Annotated in this window: 26 protein-coding genes and 1 pseudogene; 23 read left to right on the top strand and 4 right to left on the bottom strand. The window is 36.9% G+C overall.

Features of this window, described 5'->3' with window-relative positions; genetic code table 11:
* Positions 1 to 85 precede the first annotated feature (85 nt).
* Positions 86 to 934, bottom strand: a complete 849-nt coding sequence (locus PTI45_RS16895) for an AraC family transcriptional regulator (protein WP_069328777.1) — start codon at positions 932 to 934, stop codon at positions 86 to 88.
* Between the two features lie 156 nt (positions 935 to 1,090).
* Here PTI45_RS16895 and PTI45_RS16890 point away from each other — a divergent pair, with 156 nt between their 5' ends.
* Entirely contained in the window at positions 1,091 to 1,426 is a 336-nt protein-coding gene (locus tag PTI45_RS16890) for an antibiotic biosynthesis monooxygenase family protein (RefSeq protein ID WP_069328776.1), read from the top strand.
* A 148-nt stretch (positions 1,427 to 1,574) separates the two neighbouring features.
* Here the strand turns inward: PTI45_RS16890 and PTI45_RS16885 are convergent, their stop codons facing one another.
* A complete protein-coding gene (locus PTI45_RS16885; RefSeq protein ID WP_069328775.1) occupies positions 1,575 to 2,459 on the bottom strand; it encodes an SDR family oxidoreductase in 885 nt (294 codons plus the stop codon).
* A gap of 143 nt (positions 2,460 to 2,602) precedes the next feature.
* Between PTI45_RS16885 and PTI45_RS16880 the strand changes: the two genes are divergently transcribed.
* The 5 genes from PTI45_RS16880 (at position 2,603) to cydC (ending at position 9,199) form a co-directional block, all read left to right on the top strand.
* Positions 2,603 to 2,941 carry a winged helix-turn-helix transcriptional regulator gene (locus PTI45_RS16880; RefSeq protein WP_241669234.1) on the top strand — a complete coding sequence of 113 codons (339 nt, stop codon included), beginning with the start codon at positions 2,603 to 2,605 and terminating at the stop codon, positions 2,939 to 2,941.
* Positions 2,942 to 3,227: 286 nt separating this feature from the next.
* A complete protein-coding gene (locus PTI45_RS16875; protein ID WP_069328774.1) occupies positions 3,228 to 4,595 on the top strand; it encodes a cytochrome ubiquinol oxidase subunit I in 1,368 nt (455 codons plus the stop codon).
* Positions 4,592 to 5,605, top strand: coding sequence for a cytochrome d ubiquinol oxidase subunit II (locus PTI45_RS16870; RefSeq protein ID WP_175425208.1), 1,014 nt, complete (start codon positions 4,592 to 4,594; stop codon positions 5,603 to 5,605). The genes PTI45_RS16875 and PTI45_RS16870 overlap by 4 nt, the downstream gene beginning before the upstream one ends.
* A gap of 70 nt (positions 5,606 to 5,675) precedes the next feature.
* Positions 5,676 to 7,475, top strand: coding sequence for a thiol reductant ABC exporter subunit CydD (gene cydD, locus PTI45_RS16865; RefSeq protein ID WP_069328772.1), 1,800 nt, complete (start codon positions 5,676 to 5,678; stop codon positions 7,473 to 7,475).
* Entirely contained in the window at positions 7,472 to 9,199 is a 1,728-nt protein-coding gene (cydC, locus tag PTI45_RS16860) for a thiol reductant ABC exporter subunit CydC (protein ID WP_069328771.1), read from the top strand. Before cydD ends, cydC begins: the two co-directional genes overlap by 4 nt.
* Before the next feature lie 90 nt (positions 9,200 to 9,289).
* Here cydC and PTI45_RS16855 read toward each other — a convergent pair whose 3' ends face one another.
* Positions 9,290 to 10,231, bottom strand: a complete 942-nt coding sequence (locus PTI45_RS16855; protein WP_069328770.1) for a HEAT repeat domain-containing protein — start codon at positions 10,229 to 10,231, stop codon at positions 9,290 to 9,292.
* 178 nt (positions 10,232 to 10,409) lie between these two features.
* On the opposite strand from PTI45_RS16855, the gene PTI45_RS16850 reads away from it, so the two are divergent.
* From PTI45_RS16850 to PTI45_RS16830, 5 genes are all read left to right on the top strand, one after another.
* The gene (locus PTI45_RS16850; RefSeq protein ID WP_083243588.1) at positions 10,410 to 11,369 is read left to right on the top strand and encodes an NADP-dependent oxidoreductase; all 960 of its coding nucleotides are present in this window, start codon (positions 10,410 to 10,412) and stop codon (positions 11,367 to 11,369) included.
* 288 nt (positions 11,370 to 11,657) lie between these two features.
* Positions 11,658 to 12,521 (top strand): NAD(+) diphosphatase, encoded by an 864-nt coding sequence (gene nudC / locus PTI45_RS16845; protein WP_083243587.1) that lies wholly within the window; start codon positions 11,658 to 11,660, stop codon positions 12,519 to 12,521.
* 311 nt (positions 12,522 to 12,832) lie between these two features.
* Complete coding sequence (locus PTI45_RS16840; protein WP_069328769.1) at positions 12,833 to 13,255, top strand: hypothetical protein; 423 nt, start codon at positions 12,833 to 12,835, stop codon at positions 13,253 to 13,255.
* A gap of 206 nt (positions 13,256 to 13,461) precedes the next feature.
* Positions 13,462 to 14,874, top strand: a complete 1,413-nt coding sequence (locus PTI45_RS16835) for an AAA family ATPase (RefSeq protein WP_069328768.1) — start codon at positions 13,462 to 13,464, stop codon at positions 14,872 to 14,874.
* A 7-nt stretch (positions 14,875 to 14,881) separates the two neighbouring features.
* Positions 14,882 to 15,748 (top strand): HNH endonuclease, encoded by an 867-nt coding sequence (locus tag PTI45_RS16830; RefSeq protein WP_069328767.1) that lies wholly within the window; start codon positions 14,882 to 14,884, stop codon positions 15,746 to 15,748.
* Positions 15,749 to 15,787: 39 nt separating this feature from the next.
* Here PTI45_RS16830 and PTI45_RS16825 read toward each other — a convergent pair whose 3' ends face one another.
* Complete coding sequence (locus PTI45_RS16825; protein ID WP_069328766.1) at positions 15,788 to 16,138, bottom strand: helix-turn-helix domain-containing protein; 351 nt, start codon at positions 16,136 to 16,138, stop codon at positions 15,788 to 15,790.
* Between the two features lie 153 nt (positions 16,139 to 16,291).
* On the opposite strand from PTI45_RS16825, the gene PTI45_RS16820 reads away from it, so the two are divergent.
* The 12 genes and pseudogenes from PTI45_RS16820 to PTI45_RS24490 form a co-directional block, all read left to right on the top strand.
* Complete coding sequence (locus PTI45_RS16820) at positions 16,292 to 16,627, top strand: hypothetical protein (RefSeq protein WP_069328765.1); 336 nt, start codon at positions 16,292 to 16,294, stop codon at positions 16,625 to 16,627.
* Positions 16,628 to 17,162: 535 nt separating this feature from the next.
* Positions 17,163 to 17,951 carry an SDR family NAD(P)-dependent oxidoreductase gene (locus PTI45_RS16815; protein WP_083243586.1) on the top strand — a complete coding sequence of 263 codons (789 nt, stop codon included), beginning with the start codon at positions 17,163 to 17,165 and terminating at the stop codon, positions 17,949 to 17,951.
* Positions 17,952 to 18,173: 222 nt separating this feature from the next.
* A complete protein-coding gene (locus tag PTI45_RS16810) occupies positions 18,174 to 18,926 on the top strand; it encodes an SDR family NAD(P)-dependent oxidoreductase (protein WP_069328763.1) in 753 nt (250 codons plus the stop codon).
* A gap of 54 nt (positions 18,927 to 18,980) precedes the next feature.
* Positions 18,981 to 20,060 (top strand): alkene reductase, encoded by a 1,080-nt coding sequence (locus PTI45_RS16805; protein ID WP_069328762.1) that lies wholly within the window; start codon positions 18,981 to 18,983, stop codon positions 20,058 to 20,060.
* A 189-nt stretch (positions 20,061 to 20,249) separates the two neighbouring features.
* Positions 20,250 to 21,263 carry an NADP-dependent oxidoreductase gene (locus PTI45_RS16800; RefSeq protein WP_069328761.1) on the top strand — a complete coding sequence of 338 codons (1,014 nt, stop codon included), beginning with the start codon at positions 20,250 to 20,252 and terminating at the stop codon, positions 21,261 to 21,263.
* Positions 21,264 to 21,322: 59 nt separating this feature from the next.
* Positions 21,323 to 21,859 carry a GNAT family N-acetyltransferase gene (locus tag PTI45_RS16795; RefSeq protein WP_245703499.1) on the top strand — a complete coding sequence of 179 codons (537 nt, stop codon included), beginning with the start codon at positions 21,323 to 21,325 and terminating at the stop codon, positions 21,857 to 21,859.
* A 130-nt stretch (positions 21,860 to 21,989) separates the two neighbouring features.
* Positions 21,990 to 22,565 carry a TetR/AcrR family transcriptional regulator gene (locus tag PTI45_RS16790; protein ID WP_069328760.1) on the top strand — a complete coding sequence of 192 codons (576 nt, stop codon included), beginning with the start codon at positions 21,990 to 21,992 and terminating at the stop codon, positions 22,563 to 22,565.
* A gap of 121 nt (positions 22,566 to 22,686) precedes the next feature.
* Positions 22,687 to 23,016: a hypothetical protein gene (locus PTI45_RS16785; RefSeq protein WP_069328759.1), complete on the top strand. Its 330-nt coding sequence runs from the start codon at positions 22,687 to 22,689 to the stop codon at positions 23,014 to 23,016.
* Between the two features lie 375 nt (positions 23,017 to 23,391).
* Positions 23,392 to 24,318 (top strand): NUDIX hydrolase, encoded by a 927-nt coding sequence (locus tag PTI45_RS16780; RefSeq protein WP_069328758.1) that lies wholly within the window; start codon positions 23,392 to 23,394, stop codon positions 24,316 to 24,318.
* A gap of 30 nt (positions 24,319 to 24,348) precedes the next feature.
* Positions 24,349 to 24,849 (top strand): riboflavin biosynthesis intermediates N-glycosidase, encoded by a 501-nt coding sequence (locus tag PTI45_RS16775; protein ID WP_069328757.1) that lies wholly within the window; start codon positions 24,349 to 24,351, stop codon positions 24,847 to 24,849.
* 31 nt (positions 24,850 to 24,880) lie between these two features.
* Positions 24,881 to 25,813: a TIGR02452 family protein gene (locus tag PTI45_RS16770; protein ID WP_069328756.1), complete on the top strand. Its 933-nt coding sequence runs from the start codon at positions 24,881 to 24,883 to the stop codon at positions 25,811 to 25,813.
* Between the two features lie 294 nt (positions 25,814 to 26,107).
* Positions 26,108 to 26,275 (top strand): annotated as a pseudogene (locus PTI45_RS24490) (excalibur calcium-binding domain-containing protein); the annotation flags it as partial.
* Positions 26,276 to 26,308: the final 33 nt, after the last annotated feature.

Here is a 26,308-nt window from a genome sequence, read left to right as displayed (position 1 = left end):
TTCATACTATGAATCAGTAAAAGGGGCTTGCAACGACCAGTTGAATAAAAGATAAATATATTGGAATATACTCAGCCATTACCTGCTAGTTTTTAATTGGAATCCAGATCTGCGGAGCAACGTTAGGACCACCGTATACTTCCAGTTCAGGCAAGTATGCATGTTCATAAGGATTAGAAGGAAACCATTCTGAAATAATCTGTTTCCAGAGATTTTGCATACTTGCTGGCATCGGACCTTCCACTTCAAATACGCTCCATTTGGAAGCAGGAATCTGTAAGTGGGATAATCCTTCTGGAGTATCTCCATTGTAAGCAGTAGCAATCCAGTATTCCATTTGTTTATCTTGAAGTTCACTTTGATCAACACAGACACCAAGTATTCCTGAGATCGCTCCATTGTTGAGTTCAAATAACTGATCTTCAATACCATCATGATACGCTTTTTGCCACATTTTTGGAATTTCACGTAGATTTTCTCCATCTTCATAAGAGAATGTTTGCTTGATACCTACTAATGAAAATCCCGGGTGATCTATAATTTTGTAATTCATCGGTTCGACTCCTTTCAGATTCACTTGAATCACCAAGCGATTGTAGGACTTAAGCGAAGTACTGTGCTTGCGGGTTTCACTAGGGGCAATCCCATGTTGTCTACGGAACGCTTTGGAAAAAGATTCAGGTGTATCGTAGCCATACTTATGTGCCAGATCAATAATTTTGTGATCGCTATGTACCAGTTCATGAGCGGCTAGAGTTAATCTTCTTCGTCTCAAGTATTCGGCTACGGTCACATCGGTTAACAACGCAAAATTACGCTGAAAATAAAAAGGCGATAGATGAGCTTGATCTGCAATGTGCTGAATCGTAATCGGTTCTAACAAATGTTCTTCCATATAATTAATCGCATGTTGTAAAGATTCGATCCAGTTCATAGTAGTTATTCACTCCTTGGTGTTTATTATAAGTCAAAAGTTCAAGCTAATCCTGTCATTTTATGCACCAAATTGTCAGGTGAATATAGTTGTTTTGACAATGATAATGATTATCATTTATAATAAAAGAACAAATGCTTTGAAGGAGGTTTAACAATGTTTGCAATTATGCGTAGTATTACAGTCACAGAAGGTAACTCTCATCAAGTCGTAGAACGTTTTAACCAAGCCGATATTTTGGAAGAACAGCCTGGATTTGTTGATTTGAATATTATGGTGAAGCAGACTCGTAAAGGGGAAGAAGAAGTGGTTCTTTTATTCCGTTGGGAGTCTGAAGAAGCATGGAAGAACTGGGAGAAAAGTGATGATCATGTACAAGGACATCGCCAAAAAGCAGGTCAACCTAAGCCCGAGTATGTTGTTGATTCGACAAATGCCAAATATGATATCAAAGCGATCAAAACAGGAACATCCAATATCACCAAATCTTAATGTCTGCTAGACTACCTTTATAGTATAAAAATATGCAATAGAAAAGGGATGAACGACGATAACACGTCGTTCATCCCTTTTTGTTGTGCCTTTTGAATAATATTAAAAGACATTGTGATTATAATCCGTTATTCTAAGGGTAGCTTGTTTAAGCCTGAAGAATAGATTGTATATGCGGTTGTTGCAACCAATCTTTGAGTGAAGTCAGTTGAAGATCAGGTACGATGACACGATCCTCCACATTATAGTAGTTCAAAGAATCTACATTTTCTCCAATCCAACGATAAAAATTAGCAATACCTGTAGCTTGTTGAGCACCCATTACAGGGGTGAGCGAAGCTTGAAAGTCATCATAATTTAGAGACTGGAAAGTGATATCTTTTCCCAAAGCTTGTGCAAACTTATGCCCCAGTTCTTCACCTGTCAATGCTTCTGGCCCAGGAGCTAAAAGAGTATGACCTGCTAATTCAGGATGATTTAATGCATAATAATGATATTGAGCGGCGTCTTCAGAACTGATCCACGGAATAGGCTTGTCCGCAGGGACAGGATAGAAAAGCATGCCTTGATTGATGAGTCCTGGAATTAAAAAGTTTTCCATATACAAAGTAGGTTTTACCAAAATAGTCGGAATACCGCTTTGCTGTACGTATTGAATCATTTCGCGCTTAACTTCTAACGTTGCAGTGGCTGTATGCTGTTCTGGCAAAAATCCATTCGAATTCACAACGATTAGTTGTACATTAGCTTGCTGAGCCGCTTGTACTGCATTGGTAATCTGTTGCTTCATTAGTTCTGTATCGTACTCAATCGGCATATTTAAAAATATTTTATCTACATTGCTATTTGCTTCATGTAAAGTCTCCAATACAGACAAATCTCCAACAAATGCTTCTATTCCTTGTTCCTTCAAAGTCGCTACATTTTTTTCTTGGCGAGTAAGTGTGCGAACAGTAATTCCTTTAGATGTTAATAATCTAGCGACAGCTCCACCTTGTACACCTGATGCTCCATAGACCAAAATTGTTTCCATATATAAAACAGCTCCTTATCATCAGTTCATTTGTTCAACATCGAACGAAATGTTATATTTATCATAATCAAGTTACACACTTTATGTAAGTACGCACATGTAAGATATCAGGTATCTTTAAGGATACTGTTGGAGGTAAATCAATGGAAATGAAGGTAACGGAAATTAAATTAATGGAAAATTGTAAATCATGTCCTGTAGAATTTGCAATCAATACGATTGGTGGGAAATGGAAGATTTTGATTGTATATCAGTTACTGCAAAACGATAAAATTCGATTCAATGAACTTCAAAGAGCACTTTCTACCGTGACACATCGTACACTTACACGCCAATTGCGTGAATTGGAAGCAGATGGATTGATACACCGAGTCGCTTATGCTGAAATGCCTCCTCGTGTGGAATACTTTCTAACAGACAAAGGAAAAACGTTGACTCCGATTTTATTACAACTACAAGAATGGGGTCTACAACATATGTAAGACTGTTGAAAATTATATTGATCAGGCAAAGTCGCTAACTTAGCGGCTTTTTTTGCGTCTTCAGGATACGATCTTTTGTTATTAAAGGGATAAGCCAAATAACACAATAGCCCATTCGAGTATTTTCGCTATTTTTCACTAACTTGTCAGAAAGATATGTTCCTTCTTGGAACGATTAGGGACAAAAATGTGACTGTGATTGAATTGGTCGAAAATTAGAATACAATAATTTTAACTATCAAGACGTGCAGTCACTTGATCTATTTTGAAAGGGGGCAATACAGGTATGGAAATCGATACGGTGTTATGGAGCAGACTTGTAACAGGGTTAACGCTCGGGTTCCACGTTATTTTTGCAACACTAGGTGTAGGGATACCGCTCATGATTGCAATAGCAGAATGGATGGGTATCCGTAAGAAAGATCAGCATTACATACTTATGGCAAAAAGATGGTCACGAGGATTTGTGATTTCAGTAGCAGTGGGTGTGGTCACAGGTACAGCGATATCGCTACAGTTGGCGCTCGTATGGCCTAACTTTATGAAATTAGCCGGCAATGTGATTGCATTACCTTTATTTATGGAAGTATTTGCATTCTTTTTTGAAGCTATTTTCTTAGGCATCTATTTGTACACATGGGATCGCTTCAAAAATCCGTATATTCATTGGTTACTGACTATTCCGATTGTAGCTGGAGCAGGCATGTCTGCTGTATTTATTACAACAGTGAATGGATTTATGAATGCACCGGGTGGATTTGTGATGGAAGCCGGGCAATTTATAGCTGTCAATCCTGTACAAGCGATGCTCAATACAGCGACATTTTCTAAAGTATTCCATGTATTAAGTTCGGCTTATCTAACAGGTGCTGCGTTATTAGCAGGCATTGCTGCTTTTGCGATGTTAAGAAAAGGCGTATCTGCTTATCATAAAAAAGGCTTAAATCTGATGATGGCTGTTGTTTTACTATTTAGTCTGTTGAATACATTAGCAGGCGATGTATCCGCTAAGTTCTTGGCAGAGCATCAACCTGAGAAATTAGCAGCAGCAGAATGGCATTTTGAAACAGAACGCGGAGCAGACTTGGTTCTGTTGGGGTGGTTGAATGCAGAGCATGAGATTATAGGAGCACTTCATTTACCGAAAATTCTTAGCTTTTTAGCATTTGGCGACTTTAATGCAGAAGTTACAGGACTGAATGAATTCCCTATCGATGAACGTCCACCTCTTTTGGTACATTATTTATTTGATTCGATGGCAGGGATCGGATTTACGTTGCTGATGATCTCCAGTCTTTATTTCGTATTGTTATTCTGGAAAAAGCGCAATGAATTGAATAAGTGGATGCTTCGTATTATTGCACTATGCGCACCGCTAGCATTTCTAGCTGTCGAAATGGGATGGTTCTACGCAGAGCTTGGCAGACAGCCTTGGATTATTCGAGGATATATGCGAGTCGAAGAAGCAGCGACATCTTCACCGAGTGTCCGCATTTTGTTCTTTGTATTTTTACTTCTCTATATCGTACTTGGCACAATATGTGTTCTTGTATTAAGACGATTGTTCAATAATAATCCTGCTGAACTTGAGATGGAGAAATGGCTGAAAGAACAGCCTGAGCCACCAAGCGAGAAAGGTGGGCCTTTATCATGAGTTATGAATTGATTGGGATCTCGGTGCTATGGCTATTTTTGTACGGATATTTAATAGTCGCTTCGATTGATTTTGGAGCAGGTTTCTTCGCTTTTTATGCACGCTTAACCAAGCAAGATCATTTAATTAACCGCTTGATCTCCCGTTATTTATCACCTGTCTGGGAGATTACCAATGTATTTTTTGTCTTTTTCTATATTGGTATTGTCGGATTTTTTCCAGATACGGCTTATTATTACGGGTCAGCATTACTGGTTCCAGGAAGTATTGCGATCGTTCTTCTGGCTATTCGAGGCTCGTTCTATGCTTTTGAAAATTATGGTTCCAAAAACAACATCGTTTATCTCTTTTTGTATGGTGCGACAGGATTGCTGATTCCCGCTTCATTATCGGTAGCACTAACTTTGGCTGAAGGTGGATTTATCCTCAAGCAAGGAGACGTTGTTTCTCTGGATTATTGGGCATTATTCACGAATCCATTATCTTGGAGTATTGTAGGGCTTGCGATTGTGTCAGTGTTGTTTATCAGTGGTACATTTCTAACCTTTTATGCTTCACGTGCAGAAGATGAGTCCGCATTGAAGCTGATGCGAGGATACGCTTTGTTTTGGAGTACACCTACGATTGTGCTAGCTTTAACAGCATTTATTTATCTCGGTCAACACAATGAACGACATTTTCAGAATATGATGGATCTATGGTGGTTACTTGCGTTATCTGTTGCTTTCTTTATGATCGCCATGTGGATTTTATACAATGGACGTCGTTACGGCTTAGCGTTTATTTGTATCATGTTGCAATTTTTCTGCGCCTTTTTCGCTTATGGTATTGGGCAGTATCCATATATTCTTGATCCATACATTACGATTCAGAGCAGTGCCACTTCGCCATCTATGGGCTTTGCACTTGTAGTGGTATTTATTGGAGGACTATGTCTGTTGATTCCTTCACTGATTCTGGTATTTAAGCTGTTCTTATTTGATGCAGATTATGTAAAAGGAAAGAAATAACACTTGTGAATGGATAATGGCATATGAGGGGATTCCTTGTATGCCTTAATGGATAAAGGAGGATAATGCAATGAGTAGAATATCCGGTCTCATCAGTGAACAAATGTCGTTGCAACGGAAAAATAGGACTCTCCTTGCTATGATTTCGTTGGTACTAGGTATCACGATGATCGCTCAAGCGGTATTGCTTGCTGAAGTGGTACAGCGAATTTTTGTAGAAAAAGCTTCTTTCTCATCCGTAATCACACTGCTCGGTCTGTTGCTCGCAGTGATGGTTATACGTACATTACTGTTTTATAGCAATGGCAAAGTAGGCTTACATATGGCTGCCCGTGCCAAAACCAATATGCGATCTGCTGTCTTACAAAGTCTGATCTATACTTCGATGCCAAGCACTCTTCGTGGACAGACCGGTGGAAAAGTCAGTATCGCTCTGGATGCTGTAGATGAAGCCGATCAGTATTTTAGTCAATATATGCCGCGAATGATGGAAGCGGCTATGATTCCCATTCTGATTCTAATCGTTACATTTTACCTCCATTCCAATACAGGTTGGATTCTATTGTGTACTGCACCATTTATTCCTTTATTTATGATTTTGGTAGGTCTCAAAACGAAAAATAAGTCCGAAGAAAAATATACACAACTCGCTGAATTTTCAGGTACTTTTCTAGATTCGCTGCAAGGGCTTGTTTCATTAAAAATATTTGGACGGGCTAACCATCAACAACAAGAAATTGAACGTAGCAGTCTAGGGTATCGTGATGCGACGATGAGTATTTTGAAGATTGCTTTTACCAATACCTTTATGCTGGAATCGATTGTGATGTTAAGTATAGGCATTGTAGCGCTGGAACTGGCTCTGCAATTGCTGGTGTTCAAATCCATGGCATTTCACACGGCTTTTCTTATTCTACTATTGATTCCTGAGTTCTATAGTCTGTTAAAAAATACAGGTACTGCTTTTCATAGTGGGCGTACAAGTATGGGGGCTATCTGCAAAGTCGATCAGATGCTTGCTGAATCACAGATAACAAGTGAATTAGAAGACATCGGGCAATCAACAAGTGCTTCTAATCAGCAGATTATGAAATCCCAACATACATCAACCACTTTAGATCAATCTACACCTTTATCCATTGAACTGGAAGATGTTCATTTTCATTATGGTACTGATTCTTTTGAACTTCAGACTGGTAACATTTCTTTTCAAGCTGGAGAACATATTGCTATTGTGGGCAAAAGTGGATCAGGTAAAACAACATTGCTACATTTGATTGCCGGCTTGCTAAAGCCTACTTCAGGAGAAGTGTTGGTGAATCGAAAAGTATTATCGGAATCTCAACAATCGGCGTGGTTCAGACAGGTTAGCTATATAACACAGCATCCTTATATTTTTGCAGGGACAATTGCTGAAAATATCTCGATCGGTGCAGGTAGACAAGTTTCAACAGCTGAGATTGAACAGGCGGCTGAAGAAGCAGGGCTGACGGTACTTATTGATCAGTTGCAACAAGGGTTGGAGACTGTGATTGGAGATGGCGGTAGAGGACTCTCAGGGGGAGAAAAGCAACGACTTGCGCTAGCCCGCGCTTTTCTCAAACGACCTACTATTATTTTATTCGATGAACCTACGGTAGGGTTGGATCTGCATACCGAGCAGGTACTTCAGCGTTCGATTGCACTATTGTCTCAAAAGGCAACTATGATTACAGTCGCTCACCGATTATATACGATTCAAGATGCGGATCAAATTGTATTTATGGACCATGGTGCAGTCGTAGATACGGGACGTCATGATGAACTTATAGGTCGTCTACCTTTATACGCTGAAATGGTGAATGTTCAACAAAAAGGAGGTATAGCATGAATGAGTTAGCTATCATGTCCAAAGCGATGTTGCAAGAACGCAAAGATATTATCCTTTCTATACTGGGTGGATTTATTGCAGGTATCGCCGGAGTGGCTCTATTCTCGGCAAGTGGATATATGATCTCGCAGACTGTATTTGCGCCACCGTTATATACGTTGATTATTATTACATCTATGGTTAAGCTGTTAGGTCTGCTTCGCGCAGGAAGTCGTTATGCAGAACGATTGTATTCACATCGAGCTACATTTTCTATGCTTAGCCGATTACGTACTGCTTTCTTTGCAAAGCTTATTCCAATAACGCCTGGCATATTAAACAAAAATCGAAGCGGTGATCTACTGGCACGTATCGTAGGCGATGTAGAAAGCTTACAAAACTACTTTTTGCGTGTAGCATATCCGCCTATTATTGTCGTGCTCGTATTTTTGGCAACGATGATATTTACGTCTACTTTTTCATTTTGGATTGCTGGTTTATTTGTAGTAGGAATGCTATTAACAGCTTTGGTGGTACCATCCATCGTATTATTCGGACAACGCAAAATCAATGGACGTGTTCGCGAAGAGCGAGCTTTATTTTCTACAGAAGTAACCGAAGTATTGTACGGTTTTCGAGATTTGAAAATTTATGGACAATTGATACAGCGTGAACAACAGCTTCAACAAACTTCTGCTACGTTAACAGAAGAACAACAAAAAGCAGCCGAGAATCTTCTACGTGGACAAGCGATGCATACATTTGTAACGTATCTTATTTCGTGGGGAGTGCTAGGACTAGGGGCTTTTTTAATTATCGATGGAGCACTTGCAGGCGTATTTCTAGCAATGCTTATTATGGCTTCACTTACCGTTTTCGAAGAAGCAGCGGCGATGGCTACATTACCAGCGTACAAGCAAGATAGTGAACATGCCGCAAAACGTCTACAAGAAACAGTAGGCAGTTCGGCATCTCTACCTGCACCATCGCTAAGAATAGAGTCAGATGATCAAGCCATCTCGATTGATCTGAATCAGGTGACTTTTCAATATGAAGACGAATGGAGACCTGCACTACAAAAAGTATCGTTACATTTAGATGCAGGTTCCAAAACAGCAATTGTCGGTCCAAGCGGATCAGGCAAATCCACATTGATCGACTTGTTGCTCAAGCTTCGTACCCCTACAGCTGGCGATATACGATTAAATGGTGTAGCTCTGAAGGAACTGGATGAGAACAGTATTTGGCAGAACGCGAATGTGGTATTACAACAAGGGCACTTTTTTAGAGGAACCATTCGTGACAATCTATTATTAGACAATAAAGAATATTCGGATGAGCACTTATTACATGTACTGCATCAGATGCAACTCTCTCATATTTTATTAAACGATATCGTCTATGAAAAAGGTGAAAACTTATCAGATGGAGAGAAACAGCGACTGGCTCTAGCACGTGCAATGTTGCGCAAAGGGAGGCTATGGCTTCTCGATGAACCGACATCATCACTTGATTACGTGACAGAACAATCTGTATTACAACAGATTTTGGCACACAGCGCTGAAGACACGTTGCTTCTGATCGGGCATCGTCTTACGGGATTGGAAAAGATGGATCAGATTGTAGTGATGGATCAAGGAAAGATTGTAGAAATCGGTTCATATGCAGAACTTATGGATAAAAAGGGATACTTTTATGAAATGAAGAAAGTGGAGTGGCAAATGATCGGGGAAGTGGCTATATAAAAAAGTTATCCTTTTCTCAAGTAATGTGTAAAGAAGTCATGATTTCTTGAGAAAAGGATATTAATAAGTAACCAATAAGTAACTACAATATTACTCGAGCAATAATTCGTTGAGCCACTTTTGCTCATAGTCAAACAGATTATCATACTTAGTGGTTCTGATTTCTTGTAACCATTTCACAACATCAGGATCGTCGCTAGCCACACGATGGAGAAAAGATATACCATACATCAACTCACTTGTAGGGTGTTGTCTACTTGCACGAGGTCTAGAAACGATAGATTTAACTCGTTTAAGAACTAGCTTGACTTGAGAAGGAGTACCATGTTTGGCAATAGCCTGCATAGCATTCCATTTGACAGAAGAGGATAAGTCTTTGGCTAAATGATGTTCAAAAATAGATAGATAATGCTTACCGTCAAATGCAGATAAGATATGAATACATAATGCACGAATATCCACTTTGTTGGAACGCAAATGAGGAACCAGATAAGGAGCGGCAATATATAGGTTTGCATCCTGAATAGCCAGAAGGATATAAAATAAATCAAGATGGTTTTTGGATATCGATAATAGTTCAATAAGGCGTTCACCGACAACTTCACGATCACAATGACCTAATATTTCGATAGCATTATGACGTACTGAAGCTTTTTTGGCATAAGACAAAGATAAGAATGGCGTAGCGTCTGGAACAAAGGGCACATAGGTAAAGGTGTGCAAAAGCATCATTTGTTCACGAGGAGGGATAGATTGGAAATACAATAACATTTTGTCTACCGCTCGTGTGCCTTGAGTATGACGTGAAAGATGACTCCATATAAAAAAGAGATGCTTGCGATCATCTACATGGGTTGTCTGTGTCCATACCGTGTCTACAATATCAATCCAATGTTCTTCTTTCAATTGCTGGGCTTCTTTGCGAGCTTTCCACCCTACACTATCGCCCGAACTTCTTACAGCTTGGCCATGTTCATCGGTTTTTACACTCATTCGATAGACTAGATCCTGTATGTAATCGATATGTTCCATGAAATAACCTCCTTTAAAATACATACTTCAAGTATACGTCAAATGGAGATCCATCGTGTATATCTTATTGTTCATTGTATTACATCAAAGTTAAGCGTAAGATAAACCTAATGAGCAAATATTTGTAAGCGCTTATTTATTGGAATGTGCTACTCAAAAAACCAAAGAGGTGTTCAATATGCCAGCTCCAGAAATGATGCACGCGATAAGAGTTCATGCTTACGGTAATAGTGAAAAAATGCACTATGAGAACGTGCTAATGCCAAAGATTGAAGCGGATGAAGTATTAATTAAAGTTTCAGCGACAGCTTTTAATCCATTGGATCATCTGATTCGAATGGGTGTCGTGCAAGAAACATTCCCTCATAAATTACCTTATATTCCGAATGTAGAAGTATCCGGTACGATTACTGAGATCGGTAAAGGCGTGAAGAATCTGAAAGTAGGCGAATCTGTTTTTGCTTTACTGAATATTCTATCTAATGGTGCAGCTGCCGAATATGTGGCGACCAAAGCGGAATACGTAGCTGTAGCACCGAAAAAGATCAAGCTTCCAGAAGTTGCTGCAATGCCAGTAGGTGCGTTAACCGCATGGCAAGCATTATTCGATCACGGTCAGCTTGAAAGTGGGCAACGTGTCTTGATCGCTGGAGCCGCAGGTGGCGTGGGTACATTAGCGGTACAATTAGCCAAATGGAAAGGTGCGCATGTGATTGGTACCGCATCTGAAGCCAGTTTCCCGATGCTCAAAGAAATTGGAATCGATGAACTGATCGACTACAATCAAGAAATGGTCGAAGAACGGATCGAAGACAAGCTGGATCTTATTTTCAACCTTTCTCCAGAGGGTTCTAATGAAGTCAGCAACTGGCTTCACTTATTGCGTGAAGGCGGAACACTCGTCTCGATCACAAGCCCGGCAGATGGAAAAGTAGCTAAAGAGTTAAACGTAAATGTAGTCCATATGAATGTACAACAAAGCGGAGAACAATTGGCTCATATTGCGAAGCTTGTCGATGAAGGTGTACTCAAACCTGTCATTGCTGAAAAAGTAAAACTTAAAGACCTCCCAGAACTGCATCACCGTGCAGAAGTAGGAACCGTTCGCGGTAAAGTGTTAATTACTGTAGGAGAGTAAGACATACCGATGTTAACTCAAATACTTAAAAGTATCCCCTTTGAATCTAAAGGGGATTTTATTAGGTTGTAGTGAGTTACACATAGAATGAGCGATCCCTGATTACAGGCTGATAATAGTAAAGCTACACTGGTAAAGATTGCAACTGTATATTTTATTTTGCTCATGTATAGATACATCCTTTTCCCAGATAATGTAGAGATTTGTAGATTGACGTTTGATCCATTCTGTTCTTAGGGTAAACTTAATGATGTACAACATATCACAAATAACGTAAAAAGTACGCACATGAAAGGTTCTGATTCCATGCAACCGACCATTGAAAGCATTTATAAACGATATAGTCCTGCACTTCGACCTACAGAGCAGGAAAACTCGATAGGGTACTGGTTTATCTTTCGTGGGAATCAACTACTTGTTCATGAAACAGGCGACCTACTAGCCGTTCCGGTTGGAGATCGTCTGGACAAGTATGGATTAACGTCTAACCGCACACTTTATCTCGGTTCGATCGAAGGAGCTTCCTGTTATACGGCTGAAGTTGCAGAAGATATTACCGTACCGGAAGGTATGATTTTTCTACCTCTTTTTGCTCTATATGACCGCATTGATGAAGATTTGTTCCATGTGGCTGGACGGGGTCTGCAAATGCTGTCTTGGGATGCAACGAACCAGTTCTGCGGACGCTGTGGCAATCCGCTGAATCATGCAGATCATGAACGTAGCAAAGTTTGTCCAAATTGCGGATTGTCTCATTATCCTCGTCTGTCACCTGCTGTGATTACAGTTATTTTAAAAGGTGATCAGATTCTGCTCGCTCGTGCAGGTCATTTTCCAAATAAAATGTATGGTCTGATCGCAGGCTTTGTAGAACCTGGAGAGACACTAGAAGACTGTGTACAACGGGAAACGATGGAAGAGGTCGGCATCAAGATCAAAAATATTCGCTATTACGACAGTCAACCGTGGCCATTCCCACATTCACTCATGATCGGCTTTATCGCTGAATATGATAGCGGCGAGATTCAAGTGGATGGTGAAGAAATCGCCGAAGCTAAGTGGTTCCATGCGGATGAACTCCCAAATATTCCACCAAGAGTCAGTATTGCACGTAAGATGATTGACTGGTATGTAGAAGAATATAAAAGCTAGATAACATGTAAAAGGCAGCAGCTCTCCGGCATCGATACGAATCCGGTAGTCTGCTGCTTTTATCTTTTAACTTTTGCCTACTATAATTAAATATTTATGCCAAAAAAAACTATAGATACATTTTTTCTAATATTGATCATGATTTCTCTATTTAACGGTAGAAGAAAAGAGATGGGTAGTATCGGGGTTGAAAGGACAATTTCTAGAAGAGTATCCATAGTGAAAAGTATAAAATATTAAAAGTTAAATATTTACTTTTTTGTATATATTAATCACTATGAAGTTATATATTCAATTAAGGAGTGAAGCAAATGGATCAAACAATTAAACTTGCTTTAGCAAAAATTTTAGGTGAAATTTATCGTATTCAAAAAAGATTACCTGAAGATACATGCAACGTAAATGATTCAACTATTTTTGGGCTTTTAAATGGAATGGAAAATGTAATTGATGCACAACTGGGTAATTTAGAAGTTATTAGTAATAGACAAATTGAGCATGTTTCGAATATACTAAACCGTTATCATTTAGATCAAAATGAGTTAAATAATTTTACAGGCTTTTATGAAATTGAATATGAGCTTGAAGCTGGGGGAGTAGACCGTATGACAGCTATCCAAATTATTACTATGTTTAATGCTGAAAATAGATTTACTGAAGTGATTCAAAGAATGGATACAAGTGGTTCTCCTGGAGAATGTAGAAGATTTAATATTCCTTCCTATGATTGTTAATTATTATTGAAAATTTTCATATACTTATTTCAATATTAGAAATAAGTATATGATTAAACTTAAAGAAAGTCTCTAGCTGATATATAGCCAAAGACTTTCGTTTAAACTACTAATAAATTCAATAATAAAAAATATATATTAAATAAAACAAAAATTGTGATCTGTTTTTCTATGTATATACATAATAAAAAACTTGAGGTGAAATAATGAACTTTTATACTAATATAACAGATATTCCTCAATATTTAACAAACGATATAGTAGTTTTATATGAAATTAAAAGAAATAAATTAAAGAAAAATGAAAGATGCTTCAAATTAGAATTAAGATCTACTCGTAGCGATATAGTAACGTTAGGAGAAATAAAAATAGTTTCTATTGCTAGTCCCTCAGAATTTTCCCTTCCTATTTCATTTGAAAAACTAAATAAATCTTATTTTTCAGTAGGAGTGAATTTAGATTATTATAAGAATTTAGAAGATGTAGGATATATGATATATCCTAATTTATTAAAAAATTTAAATGATCTTATTTTTGATAAACAATTATTTGAAAAAGCAAAATCATACAAAGAAATTAAAGATTTTTTAATTCAAAATATTGAAAATAATGAAGAGATAAAAACTGCACAATATATTTTCTATAAAAAGGAAAATATTAAGCCTAACTATATCACTTACTTCGATTTTAACTATTATCATTATGGTAACAATTTAAAAATAAATTTTGACTTTAACAAACATAAATATTTGCCTTACAGAATTAATGCAGTGATTGGAAGTAATGGTACTGGAAAGACAAAGATGCTTATACAATTAGCAGACGCTTTAAGTAGAGTAGATATAAATGAGGAAACTTTCATTCCATCAACTCCGATATTTTCTCAAGTAATTGCAATATCTTATAGTTATTTTGACGAATTTGATAAACCTAACTCTTCAGAGGATTTTAGTTATAAGTACTACGGTATTAGGTCTAATAATGGAATTATAAGCAAAAGTCAAATGGCTGTAAAAATAAATGATTCCCTACATCGTTTAAATACGAAAGATAGACTTATGAAATGGAAAAAAGTCCTTTCTTCCATAATTCCTTTAGAGACATTAGAGTACTTGATAACTGGAGTGCCGGAAGAAGTTTTTAAACAATTGAGCTCAGGACAAAATATGATATTAGTGATGATAACTAATATTATGGCTAATATTAAAAATTCTTCTTTAATCCTTTATGATGAGCCTGAACTATATTTACATCCAGATGCAGTAATGAGTTTAACAAAAATGCTTTACGAATTATTAGAGGAGTATGATTCTTATGCAATTATTTCTACACATTCTCCAATAATTTTACAGGAAATACCTGCAAAATACGTTAGAGTTTTTGAAAAAATTGATAATAAAATTATAATTAGACCATTGGGGATTGAAAGTTTTGGTGAGGATTTAACTAGTATTACAGAAGAAGTTTTTTATAGTAGTCAAAAAGATAGTTTATATAAAAATTTCTTCAATAAAATAACTCAAGATTTATCTTACGATGAAATATTATTATTATTTAACAACAAACTTAGTTTTAATGCAAAAGTTTACTTGAAAACAATTATTAATAATAAGGAATAAGACCAATATGAAAAACTTGATACCATATCAGGAAGAGCCTATAGATATTTTTAAAAGAATAGCTCATTCAAAGAAAGAAGAAACAAGATTATTATTATTAAATGAAGAAAATTTTATAACAGTATGGGAACAATATAAATTGTTTAATGATAATTTAGATTCTTTACATGTTTTAATAAATTTTTTAGTTGATTATAGCGAAAAAATATTAATTAAAGAAGCATTTTTACACTGTTACGATAGTAGTACTAAAGCATTAGAAGAAATGAAATCTTGTATTTCTAATTTGCAATCAGTAGAATATGGAATGAAATGCCAGTATTGCTGTATAGATACTCCTATAACTTTTGATCATTATCTTCCTAAAAGTCAATATCCTGAATTAAGTATAAATCCTTTAAATTTAATTCCATGCTGTGCAAGTTGCAATTTAAAAAAAAGAGAGAAATGGATAGATGATAATAACAATAGACTTTTTTTGAATATGTATTATGATATTTTACCAAGTAAGAAATTTTTATTTGCGAAATTAATATATGACAATAACGATCTTATACCATCAGTTAAATTTTATTTAAACAATAGAGAACAAATAGACAATACATTATTTTGTATAATTTCAAGTCATTTTTTGTATCTCAATTTATTGGATAACTATTCTAAGTTAGCTAATGGAACAATTACCACCCATAGAATGACCTTATTAGCAAAATCCAGAAGATCAACCACAAAAGTGACTATAGAAGATGTAGAGTTAGATTTACAAGATGAAGCAGAAAGCAAAAGAAAAATATATGGAAATAATTTCTGGGAGGCGTCATTATTAGATGCTATGCAACAATCAGAAAATTTTATCCGATCCTGTTTAACTTAATAAAAAAAAGATACACTAATTTGTTAGTGTATCTTTTTTTTATTTCGAAAAAGTTTTAAAAATCTCATTAATAATATTTTTTATCATAGTAATCTGACTAACACTCTTATTTTCAAGTAAGATAGTTAATTCATTTAAAAGGTTTTGCTTTTCTCCTAAATTATTCTCATCTGTTTCTTGATTAAATTCAAATAATTTAGAAAGTTCAATATCTAAAGCTTTAGAAATCTTTGCAATATTTTCAATAGTAATATTTCGTTCTCCACGTTCGACTCCGCCAATATAGGAAAAATGAAATCCGCATAATTCTCCTAATTGATCTTGAGATAATCCTTTAAGATTACGATATTCTCTTATTTTACTTCCTAATTTTATCAAAACCTCATCCATATTCAACACCTCTCTAAAAGAGTAGACAATAAATCATAAAGGTGTAAGGAATATATAAGTACTATTAAATGATATTTATAAGTATTAATTGTTTTAAGAATAGAGTATAATAATAATACTTAAACGTATTTAATTTTAGGAGGACATCTACATATGAAACAAATCTGGGTCGTTCCACATGAAAAACATTTGCAATATCATCATGACAAAGCCCTTCTAATTGATGATCATTATGCTATCGTAGGCAGTGGACATACAGCAGATTCTCATATTCATCTGGTACAGATTGAGCCGACAGATCATGAGGATATTTATAGAGCATTATATAGCCACCAATACATTAAAGTAGCTCACGGAACAGATTCTATAGAACAGTTGGAAAAGGTAGTCAATCATTTGCAAACGATCTCTGCTTATACTTTGTTAACTAAATGCTATAATATGGAAGAAAGTAATTTTGATATTAAAATTAAATCAATAAATAAGTAGAGCAATAACCAAAGATTTTGAAAAGAGTTACATAGTATTTAGAATGAATACCAAATAGAAAATAGAAGGAGCATGGTATATGTTCAGAAGTAAACAGTCTAAAATCGTATTGGTGGTAGGCATCATATTTGTATTATGGTTAATATTAGTCTATGTTGTCCGAAATGTTAGTGCAGGTTGATAAGCAACGAGTCTTTGCTTATCTAACAATTGTACTCGAAGGGAAGTCTTTAGCTTATACAGGCTAAAGGCTTTTTAATATCTAATTCTTTAACATATAGAAATAAAAAATATTTTTCTTTACCGATCGTTCTCAATATGGTAGAGTTTAAATCAGAAGTTCGCTAACTAACAATAGTTAAAGAATGTTCATACGCAAATAAGATATTCAAAGAAAAGTTTATTTTTTTAATATTTTTAGAACGATCATTCTTGTATTTTTATGTTAGCAACCATTATCCTTTGTACAGACTTATAAACGAATACAACGAACACGTTTAACTTTCACTTACTATATGAATAAGGAGCCATGACAATGAAAAAAACGGTATTGATCACAGGCGTATCGGGCGGGATTGGAAAAGAATTAGCAGACCTTTTTGCAAGAGATAGCTATAACTTGGTGTTGGTAGCACGCAATGAAGCCAAGTTGCAAGAAATGGCGAAAGAGTACAAACAAAAATACGGTACACACTCGATAATCATCGCCAAAGATGTCTCGGCAACAGGAATGCCTCAAGCTGTTTTTGCAGAACTTCAGGAAAAAGGAATTGTCGTAGATTACCTGATTAATAATGCTGGATTTGGCTTGTATGGAACGTTTTTAGAAACAGATCTAGAACAAGAAGTGAATATGATTGATATCAATATCAAAGCTTTAACTGTAATGACCAAGTTATTTCTACCGGACATGGTGAAGCGAGGACATGGCGGGATCATGAATGTATCTTCTCTTGTTGGATTTTTTCCGGGTCCGCTGATGTCTGTGTATTATGCGTCTAAAGCCTATGTATTATCTTTTACAGAAGCACTTGAAAATGAACTACGTGGAACCGGTGTGACTGTGACAGCATTATGCCCGGGAGTTACAGCGACTGGATTTTTCAATCGTTCGGGTATGGAAGAAGCCCCGCAAATGGCAAAAAGCGGTTCAGTCATGACATCTAGTCAAGTAGCGAAGGAAGGATATCACGGATTTTTAAAAGGAGATACGTTGATTATACCGGGAGCGCGCAATCGCTTATTAGCATTTATGCCACGATTATTACCACGCAAATGGACAACTCGTCTCGTAAGATCTACACAAGCTAACACCAACCACTAAGCGTTACATTTTAGATGCAGAAGAGTCACTTTATTATTTAAGTAATGGTTAAATTCCATCCTATGACTTCTTTTTGACACAACAAATGATTTTTAAAAATAATACTTTACCGATCGTTCTAGAAATGATATGCTTATGGCGAAAGAAGGAGAAACGATCTTTTATACCAATTTTAGAATGATCGTTCTCAAATTTAAAATATGATTAAAGGGAGCAATAATAATGAAATATACAGTCATCACAGGAGCAAGTTCAGGAATCGGTTATGAGAGCGCATTGGCATTTGCAGCTAAAGGAAAGAACTTAATTATCGTAGCCAGAAGAGTAGAAAAGCTCGAAGAACTTCAAGCCAAAATCAAAGAATTGCATCCAGCATTAGATGTTGTAATCGTAGAGAGTGATCTTTCTATCACTCAGCAAGCCTATACGCTATACAACAGTCTAAAAAATTATCAAATCGAGACTTGGATTAACAATGCAGGACTTGGTGAAGGTTCTTTCATCGTCGATCAGAATCTAAGTAAAGTCGAAATGATGTTAAAAGTTAATATCGAATCATTAACGATTCTTTCCACCCTTTATGTCAAAGATTATGCAAATATCGAAGGCACTCAATTGATCAATGTATCTTCAGCACTTGGTTATGCGATTGCTGTTGGAAGTGTAGCCTACTCTGCTTCTAAATATTATGTAAGTGCATTTACAGAAGGTCTTGCCAAAGAATTAGAAATCAAAGGTGCGCATCTGAAAGCTAAAGTATTGGCTCCAGCGATCACTGAAACCGATTTTGTGAAAAACTCAAACGATATTGAAGAATATGATTATCAAGCCAATATGCCTAAGTATCACACAGCAAAAGAAATGGCTGGATTTATGGTGAATCTGTATGAAGGTACAGAGACTGTAGGTATTGTTGATACCAATTACGATTTTAATTTAACAGCACCGATCTACCCGGTCATTTCAGAATTTTAAATATCAAATCAATAGCATTTAGCTTATAACCTATCAAATATCGGAGGAATACAAATGGAAAAATTATGGAGCCCCACGAAAATAGGAAATATGGAATTACAGCATCGACTAGCTATGGCACCGATGACACGCAGTAGAGCACAAGAAGATGGTACCCCTGGAGAGTTAGCCGCAGAGTATTATACGCAACGCGCTTCTTTGGGGCTTCTGATTACAGAAGGAGCACAGCCTTCAGACGATGGTCAAGGATACTTATGGTCACCCGGTATTTATACAGAACAACATATTGCAGGATGGAAAAAAGTGATCGATTCTGTTCATGAAGCAGGCGGCTATGTCTATATACAATTGATGCATGTTGGACGGATGTCACATCCTGAAAATACACCTCATCATCGTCAACCTGTTGCTCCTTCTGCGATTGCACCCGGCGTCGACATGTTTACAGCAAATGGTATGCAAAATATCCCTGTACCTCGTGAGTTGAGTCAAGAAGAGATTCAAATAACGATTCAAGAGTTCCGTCAAGCTGCGGCGGCTGCTATTGCAGCTGGAGCCGATGGCGTTGAGATTCATGGGGCGAACGGTTATCTGATTAATCAATTTATAGGCGAAAATTCAAATACACGTACTGATGAATATGGTGGTTCGATCGAAAATCGTGCTCGCTTTGCTATCGAAGTTGCCCAAGCCATTGTAGAGGAGATTGGAGCCGACAAAACAGGATTCCGTATTTCTCCACATACACCTCTTGGAGGTATTGAAGAAGGTGAACAGGGTCCTGATCTTTATCGTTACCTGACCAAAGAATTAGCACAATTCAATCTGGCTTATCTTCATATCATGCACCTTGGAAATGAAGAATTGTTAAAAGATATTCGATCTATATGGACGAATCCATTATTGGTTAATCGTGCAGGTCGGACATTAGAAAATATAAGTGCAGATCTGGATAGCGGTCTAGCTGATCTTGTACCGGTTGGTGTATGGGCATTAGCTAATCCTGATTTGGTAGAAAGACTTCAAACAGGCGCACCACTAAATGAAGCAAACCCTGCTGCATTCTTTAGTGGAGGTAGCGAGGGTTACACGGATTATCCTACGTTAAAAGAATTAGAAAAACAAAAGAATTAGAAAAAAAGTAACACAGTCATTCCTTTGATCTGCTTAAAGAGAGCGTACAATTTAAACCATGTACGCTCTCTATTATTCAATATTTTAATAAGTATAAATAGGATTATTTAACATAAATAGTATATATTTGTATAATGCGACTAAAAACATAAATTCTAAAATGAATTTAAAAAGGATGTGTACTCATACATGAACAAAACAATGAAAGCTGCTCAGATCAGCAAGTATTCCAAGCAAATAGAAGCACAAGTGAATACGATTTCGATTCCAGATATTGAAGATCATGAAGTGCTGGTCAAAGTCAAAGCTGCCGCTGTGAATCCACTAGAAATGTTAATCATAACAGGTAGTGTCAAATTAATTCAAGACTATCCTTTTCCACTGACAATCGGTAATGAATTAGCAGGTGTGATTGAAAAAGTAGGTAAAAATGTACGTGAATTTCAGGTAGGCGATGATATTTACACACGGTTACCTTTGAAAAAAATAGGCGCATTCGCCGAGTATGTAGCTGTAGATGCGGCGGCTATTGCACCCATGCCCAAAAATTTGTCTTATGCAGAAGCTTCAGCGGTAGCATTGACAGGACTTACTGCTTATCAAGGGCTACATGAAGAACTAGAAGCAAAATCAGGGCAGTCTGTGTTTATTCCCGGTGGATCTGGTAGTTTTGGACAAATCGCTGTACCTATCGCCAAAGCTATGGGATTAAAAGTTATTGTAAGCGGCAATGCACAGACACGCGAACGTACGTTACAGATTGGTGCAGATCAATATTTAGATTATACGAAAGAAAATTATGTAGACGTTCTAACGAATATTGATCATGTGATCGATGCTTTAGGACCGGAAGAGTTCGATAATGAATTACAAATTATGAAGCGTGGCGGACGATTACTTTCTCTTCGTACCGGGCCTAACAAACGTTTTGCAGAAGATCGTGGCTTTCCTTGGTGGAAACAAAAGCTTTTTGGTGCTGTTGGTGCAAGATATGATAACAAAGCGAAGAAGAAAGACATACAATATCGATTTATCTTTGTCCGCTCAGACGGTACACAATTGAAAGAAATTACTCAAATCGTTGAAACCAATCATATTGTTCCACTTCTTCATCCGCAGACATTTACGATCAACGATATCAATTATGCGTTAGAGCTTGTAGCTAATGGTCGACCAAAAGGTAAAGTTATTATACAATTCTGATACGTTCAGTTTTGTGGACTCTGGAAGCTGAATAGTTAGAGATCGAAGGAGGCTACAAATTGAATCATATAAGAATTGAATTGATTACAGAAGCAACCAAAGATTCTTTGCAATTACCTAATGAGACCTTTCAGATATTCGGTGAATTAGTCGTGACCAAGCCTAATGATCAATGGGAGTATCAAGAAAAGTACTTTGATCAGACGCAGGAGAAAACATTTCCAGAAGAAGATTATTCATTTGCCAAAATCTATCAGAATGGTTTTGCTATAGCTGCCTTTGATCAGGATATCTGTGTTGGACTCGCTGTGTTTGAGATCCATTGGAATAAGTATTGTTATCTTAGTGATCTGAAAGTAAATCAAAACTATCGTAGAAGTGGTGTCTCTACAGATATGCTTGATTTGGGAATAGTCGTATCCAAAGAAAAAAATTGTAAAGGCTTGAGTACTATTGCCCAATCATATAATCTTGCTGCAAATAAATTCTATTTAAAATATGGTTTTGAAATCGGCGGTTTGAATACAAGAGATTACTATTTTACATCTGAACGAGGCAATTCTGATATCTATTATTATCTGGATTTTGAAGAATAATATCATAATTTTTAAAGATCAATACTATGATCTTAAAGATTCAACAGTTTCTGTTAGGAATGAGTTGGGATCAATCTCACGTTTGCTGATCATTCACTTCAATGTATACTAAATAAGCGAGGTGAGAACAATGGCAAGACATAAAGAATTTGAAATTAATGAAGTACTCGATAAAGCGATGTATCTATTCTGGTCCCAAGGTTATGAGAAGACGTCAATGCAAGAATTGGTTGATACGATGGGGATTCATCGCAGAAGTATCTATGATACATTTGGAGATAAACATGCGCTGTTTATTCAAGCGCTGCAACGCTATCAACTTCTTCAGTCCCAACGACTGCAACATTTATTGGAACGGCAAGTTCCTGTTACAGATATCATTCGTATATTTCTGGAAACAACGGTCGATAATCAAGCATTACCGAAAGGCTGTCTAATGGTGAATTCTGGTGTAGAATTAGGTACACTCGATCCTGAAGTCTCTGCATTAGTAGAAGGTGCTTATACACACACTGAACAATGTTTGTTGGATCTACTGGTGGCAGGTCAAGGAAGTGGAGAGATCCAAGCAGACCTTGATGCTGAACTGCTGGCTCACTATTTTATGAATGCCTGGTTAGGTCTACGTACCACAGTGAAAACAGCTGTAGATCAGCAGAAATTAACAGATATTATAGATACCACGTTAAGGATTTTGAACAAATGAAGTATATAACCTTATAACTATAGCCTAACCATTTGCGATCGCGAGAGAGTCATAATGTTTCAGGCTTTTTTATTTGGTCTACAATGTTTATATTACACGTTTGATAGGAAAGGAGGACAATATGACTTTTTTTGATCATAAAAGAGTTTGGCTAGTGACTGTAATTGTGATGTTACTGTTTATGTTAATACCTAATAGAGTACATATAACGCGAAATTTCCCTTCAGATATTGTAAAGCAGTATCAGTTTGGTCAGTTTTCTTCTTTTTTAACATTGCAGACAAGTGATGATCTGACAGGATATGAGAATCTATGGTTTATCACTATGCATACAGAGAAAGTATATTTTAAAACAGATTCTTTTTTTGTATCATTAATAGGTTGCTATATTACAGCATATTTTCTAATAAAAGTGTGGCAAGTACTGCGTAATCGGTTAAGTGTAAAGTAAGCTGTATACATAACGACTAAGCTTGAGGTGAAATGATGGATTTTTTGATACAAATGCTTGTAGGTGCAGGAGTGGTCTTTATTATTTTTGGTTTTATGACGATCCAAACGAATCGTAAAAATAAGCGTAATCAACGTAAATAAACGGTAGATTTGATATTTTACACTATAGGCTTTCTCTGTTATCTAGGGAAAGTCTTTTTGGTTATTTTATGATTAGTGTTGACTTGGAGATTATTTTTGATTAATAATAACTATATGTTAATAACAAAGAGTGAATATCATTCGAACATATATCTGATTTATTTTGCTGAACACATTTAACCAATAAACGTAAATACTAATAATAGCTAATTCTAATACGGAGGTTATATTTATGTCTGATTCGCCAACTGATGCGACGCCCATTCTTAACCATAAAGGTCTTACAGAAGAACAATTTCTGGAACAATATGATGCTGGTATATATGATCGACCTTCAGCTACAGTCGATATGCTGATTTTTACAGTGATGAATCAAGAGCAAGATAACTATCGCAAATTACCAGAAAAGTCATTGCAGTTGCTGATGATTCAACGTGGTGAACATCCATATATGGGGCAATGGGCATTACCGGGTGGGTTCGTATCTATCGACGAAAGTCTGGATGAAGCGGCGGCTCGGGAATTGCGGAGTGAAACGAATCTGGAGCACATCTATATGGAGCAATTATACACATGGGGCGAAGTGAATCGTGATCCTCGCACACGGGTAATCAGTTGTTCTTACATGGCACTGGTCGATTCTACAACTCAGCAAGTACAAGCGGGAGAAGACGCAGACGATGCAAGATGGTTTAAGCTTAATTATCAGATTATGCAAGAAAAGAAAGTACGTTTACCCGATGGATGCGAGATTGAGCGGGATATTCGTATTCATTTACAGCATGGAGAACACCATCTATCTGGCTTGGTTCGAGTCACTCATGTCTATCGAGGTACGATCAACGATGTACGCTGGGAAGTAATAGAGAGCGAAGGAATCGCTTTTGATCATGCCAAAATGATTGCTTATGGTGTAGAACGTTTGCGTAGCAAAATTGAGTATACCGATATTGCTTTTAATTTGATGCCACCGTTATTTACATTATCTGCATTACAACAAGTCTATGAAATTATTTTGGATCGAGAGTTATTAGCACCTGCATTTCGCCGTAAAATCGCTTCACAAGTCGTAGCTACGAATGAATATACCAAAGATGCAGGACATCGACCGTCCCAACTGTTTCGTTTTCGTCCCGCTTGGGAAGAGGTCATCAAATAACGTCTGGATCAAGAAAAGAGGAATCATACAATGAGTAGATCAAGCTCTCAATCTGAACGCTTTTTATTTTTTTACCGAGATGCCTCTCCATTCTCTCAGTGGTATCCAGCTTCTTTTGAGTTGGAAGGGCAGCAATTTACATCAGCAGAACAATATATGATGTATGGCAAAGCGCAATTATTCGGTGATCGGGATATCGCTGCACGTATTTTACAAGCGGACCATCCGCGTCAGCAAAAAGCGTTAGGCAGACAGATTCAACGATTTGATGATGAGCTTTGGAATCGAGAAGCCAAAAATATCGTATACCGTGGCAATCATGCCAAGTTTACGCAGAACCCGGAGTTATTACTGGTACTGTTAGCCACAGCCGGACAGACTTTAGTCGAAGCCAGTCCAACTGATCGTATCTGGGGTATTGGATTATCTGAAGATGATCCTCGTATCCATCAGCGAGCAACATGGCGGGGAACGAATTGGCTGGGCGAAGTTTTAACACAACTGCGAGAAGATTTATTGTCTCAAGTCTAACTAGAAATAGAGAAGTAAGGAGTTGCCAATCATGACATCACGAGAAGTTCGCTCCAAGTGGGCGCAAGAAACATTAGATATTTTAGAACAAGGTCATTACAAAGTATTATCAGGTAAAGAGATTGAGATCAAGTCAGAGATTGAATATACTATCAATTATTCTGTTCTGTATACACCTGAAAAATTATCAACAGTCAAAGAAAAAGCAGTCGCAAAGATCAACACTCTTTTACAACATACAACTCATATAGGAAATCTAAATATAGCAGATTTATTACAACCGGAAGAGTCGTCATTGTCGGATGATGAGCGCTGTGCGTCAAAGATTATTGTAAATCCTTATTCAACGCTCAAAGCAGCTGAACAACTAACCATGAGACAACAACGTGACAAAGTCGCTTGTCTAAACTTTGCTTCTGCACGTAATCCTGGTGGTGGCTTTCTAGGAGGAAGTCAGGCGCAAGAAGAAAGTCTAGCACGTTCATCTTCTCTGTATCCGAGTCAGATTCAAATGACTGAAATGTATGATTATAATCGTAAGCAAAAAAGTTGTCTGTATTCAGACTATATGATCTACTCACCACAAGTAACGGTCTTTCGGGAAGACGATGGTTCGCTGAGAGCACAGACCTATCAAGTATCTATGATTACTGCACCAGCTGTTAATGCAGGTGTAGTCAGAGAACGTGAACCTGCAAATGTAGATCGAATCAGTGAAGTGATGTTAGAACGTATTCGCTATATTTTGGCTGTAGCCGCAGAGCAGGGAGACGAGTATCTGGTATTAGGGGCATTCGGATGTGGTGTATTTCGCAATGATCCGCACGAAGTAGCAGCGTGGTTCCGTCAAGTGCTACTAGAAGAAAAATATGCACTCTTATTTAAACAGATTGTTTTTGCTGTGTATGATCGATCCCCCAAGAAGCATGTTATTCAAGCTTTTGAGAAAGCATTTTCACTATAATGAGCGTATGGATTCAGCCAATCTCCATAGATAAAGTTCAAGTCTTATATATCCCAAAGCATACCAATGTGGCTTGTCCATCATAAGGTATGCTTTTTATTTTTTGAAAGTAACTTATAAATTAAACTAAACAATTTAACTAACTCTCCGATATAATCCATATAGTACCAAAAAAGTATAATAACACTTATAATGTAAAGGGGTATACTCATGAAAAAAATGAACAAAGCATGTTCAGGATTAATCGCATTATCATTATTAGCAGGATTAACAGTAGCTGTTGCACCAACGGTTCAAGCACAATCCAGTCAAGCTGGAAGTTATGTGAATACCAAATCCAAAACAGTCTTTTACAAAAACTGTAGCGCTGTTCGCAAAGCAGGTAAAGCGCCTTTGTATAAAGGAGAGCCAGGATACCGTTTAAAATTAGATCGTGATAAAGACGGCGTAGCTTGCGAATAGTCTATAGCTTTTTTATATTAAAATAAAAAAAGA

The organism is Paenibacillus nuruki (genome assembly GCF_001721045.1).
In the GTDB taxonomy this organism is placed as follows: Bacteria; Bacillota; Bacilli; order Paenibacillales; family Paenibacillaceae; genus Saccharibacillus; species Saccharibacillus nuruki.
The sequence above is the reverse complement of the archived record's forward strand: the minus strand, read 5'-3'. Positions and strand labels throughout refer to the sequence as shown.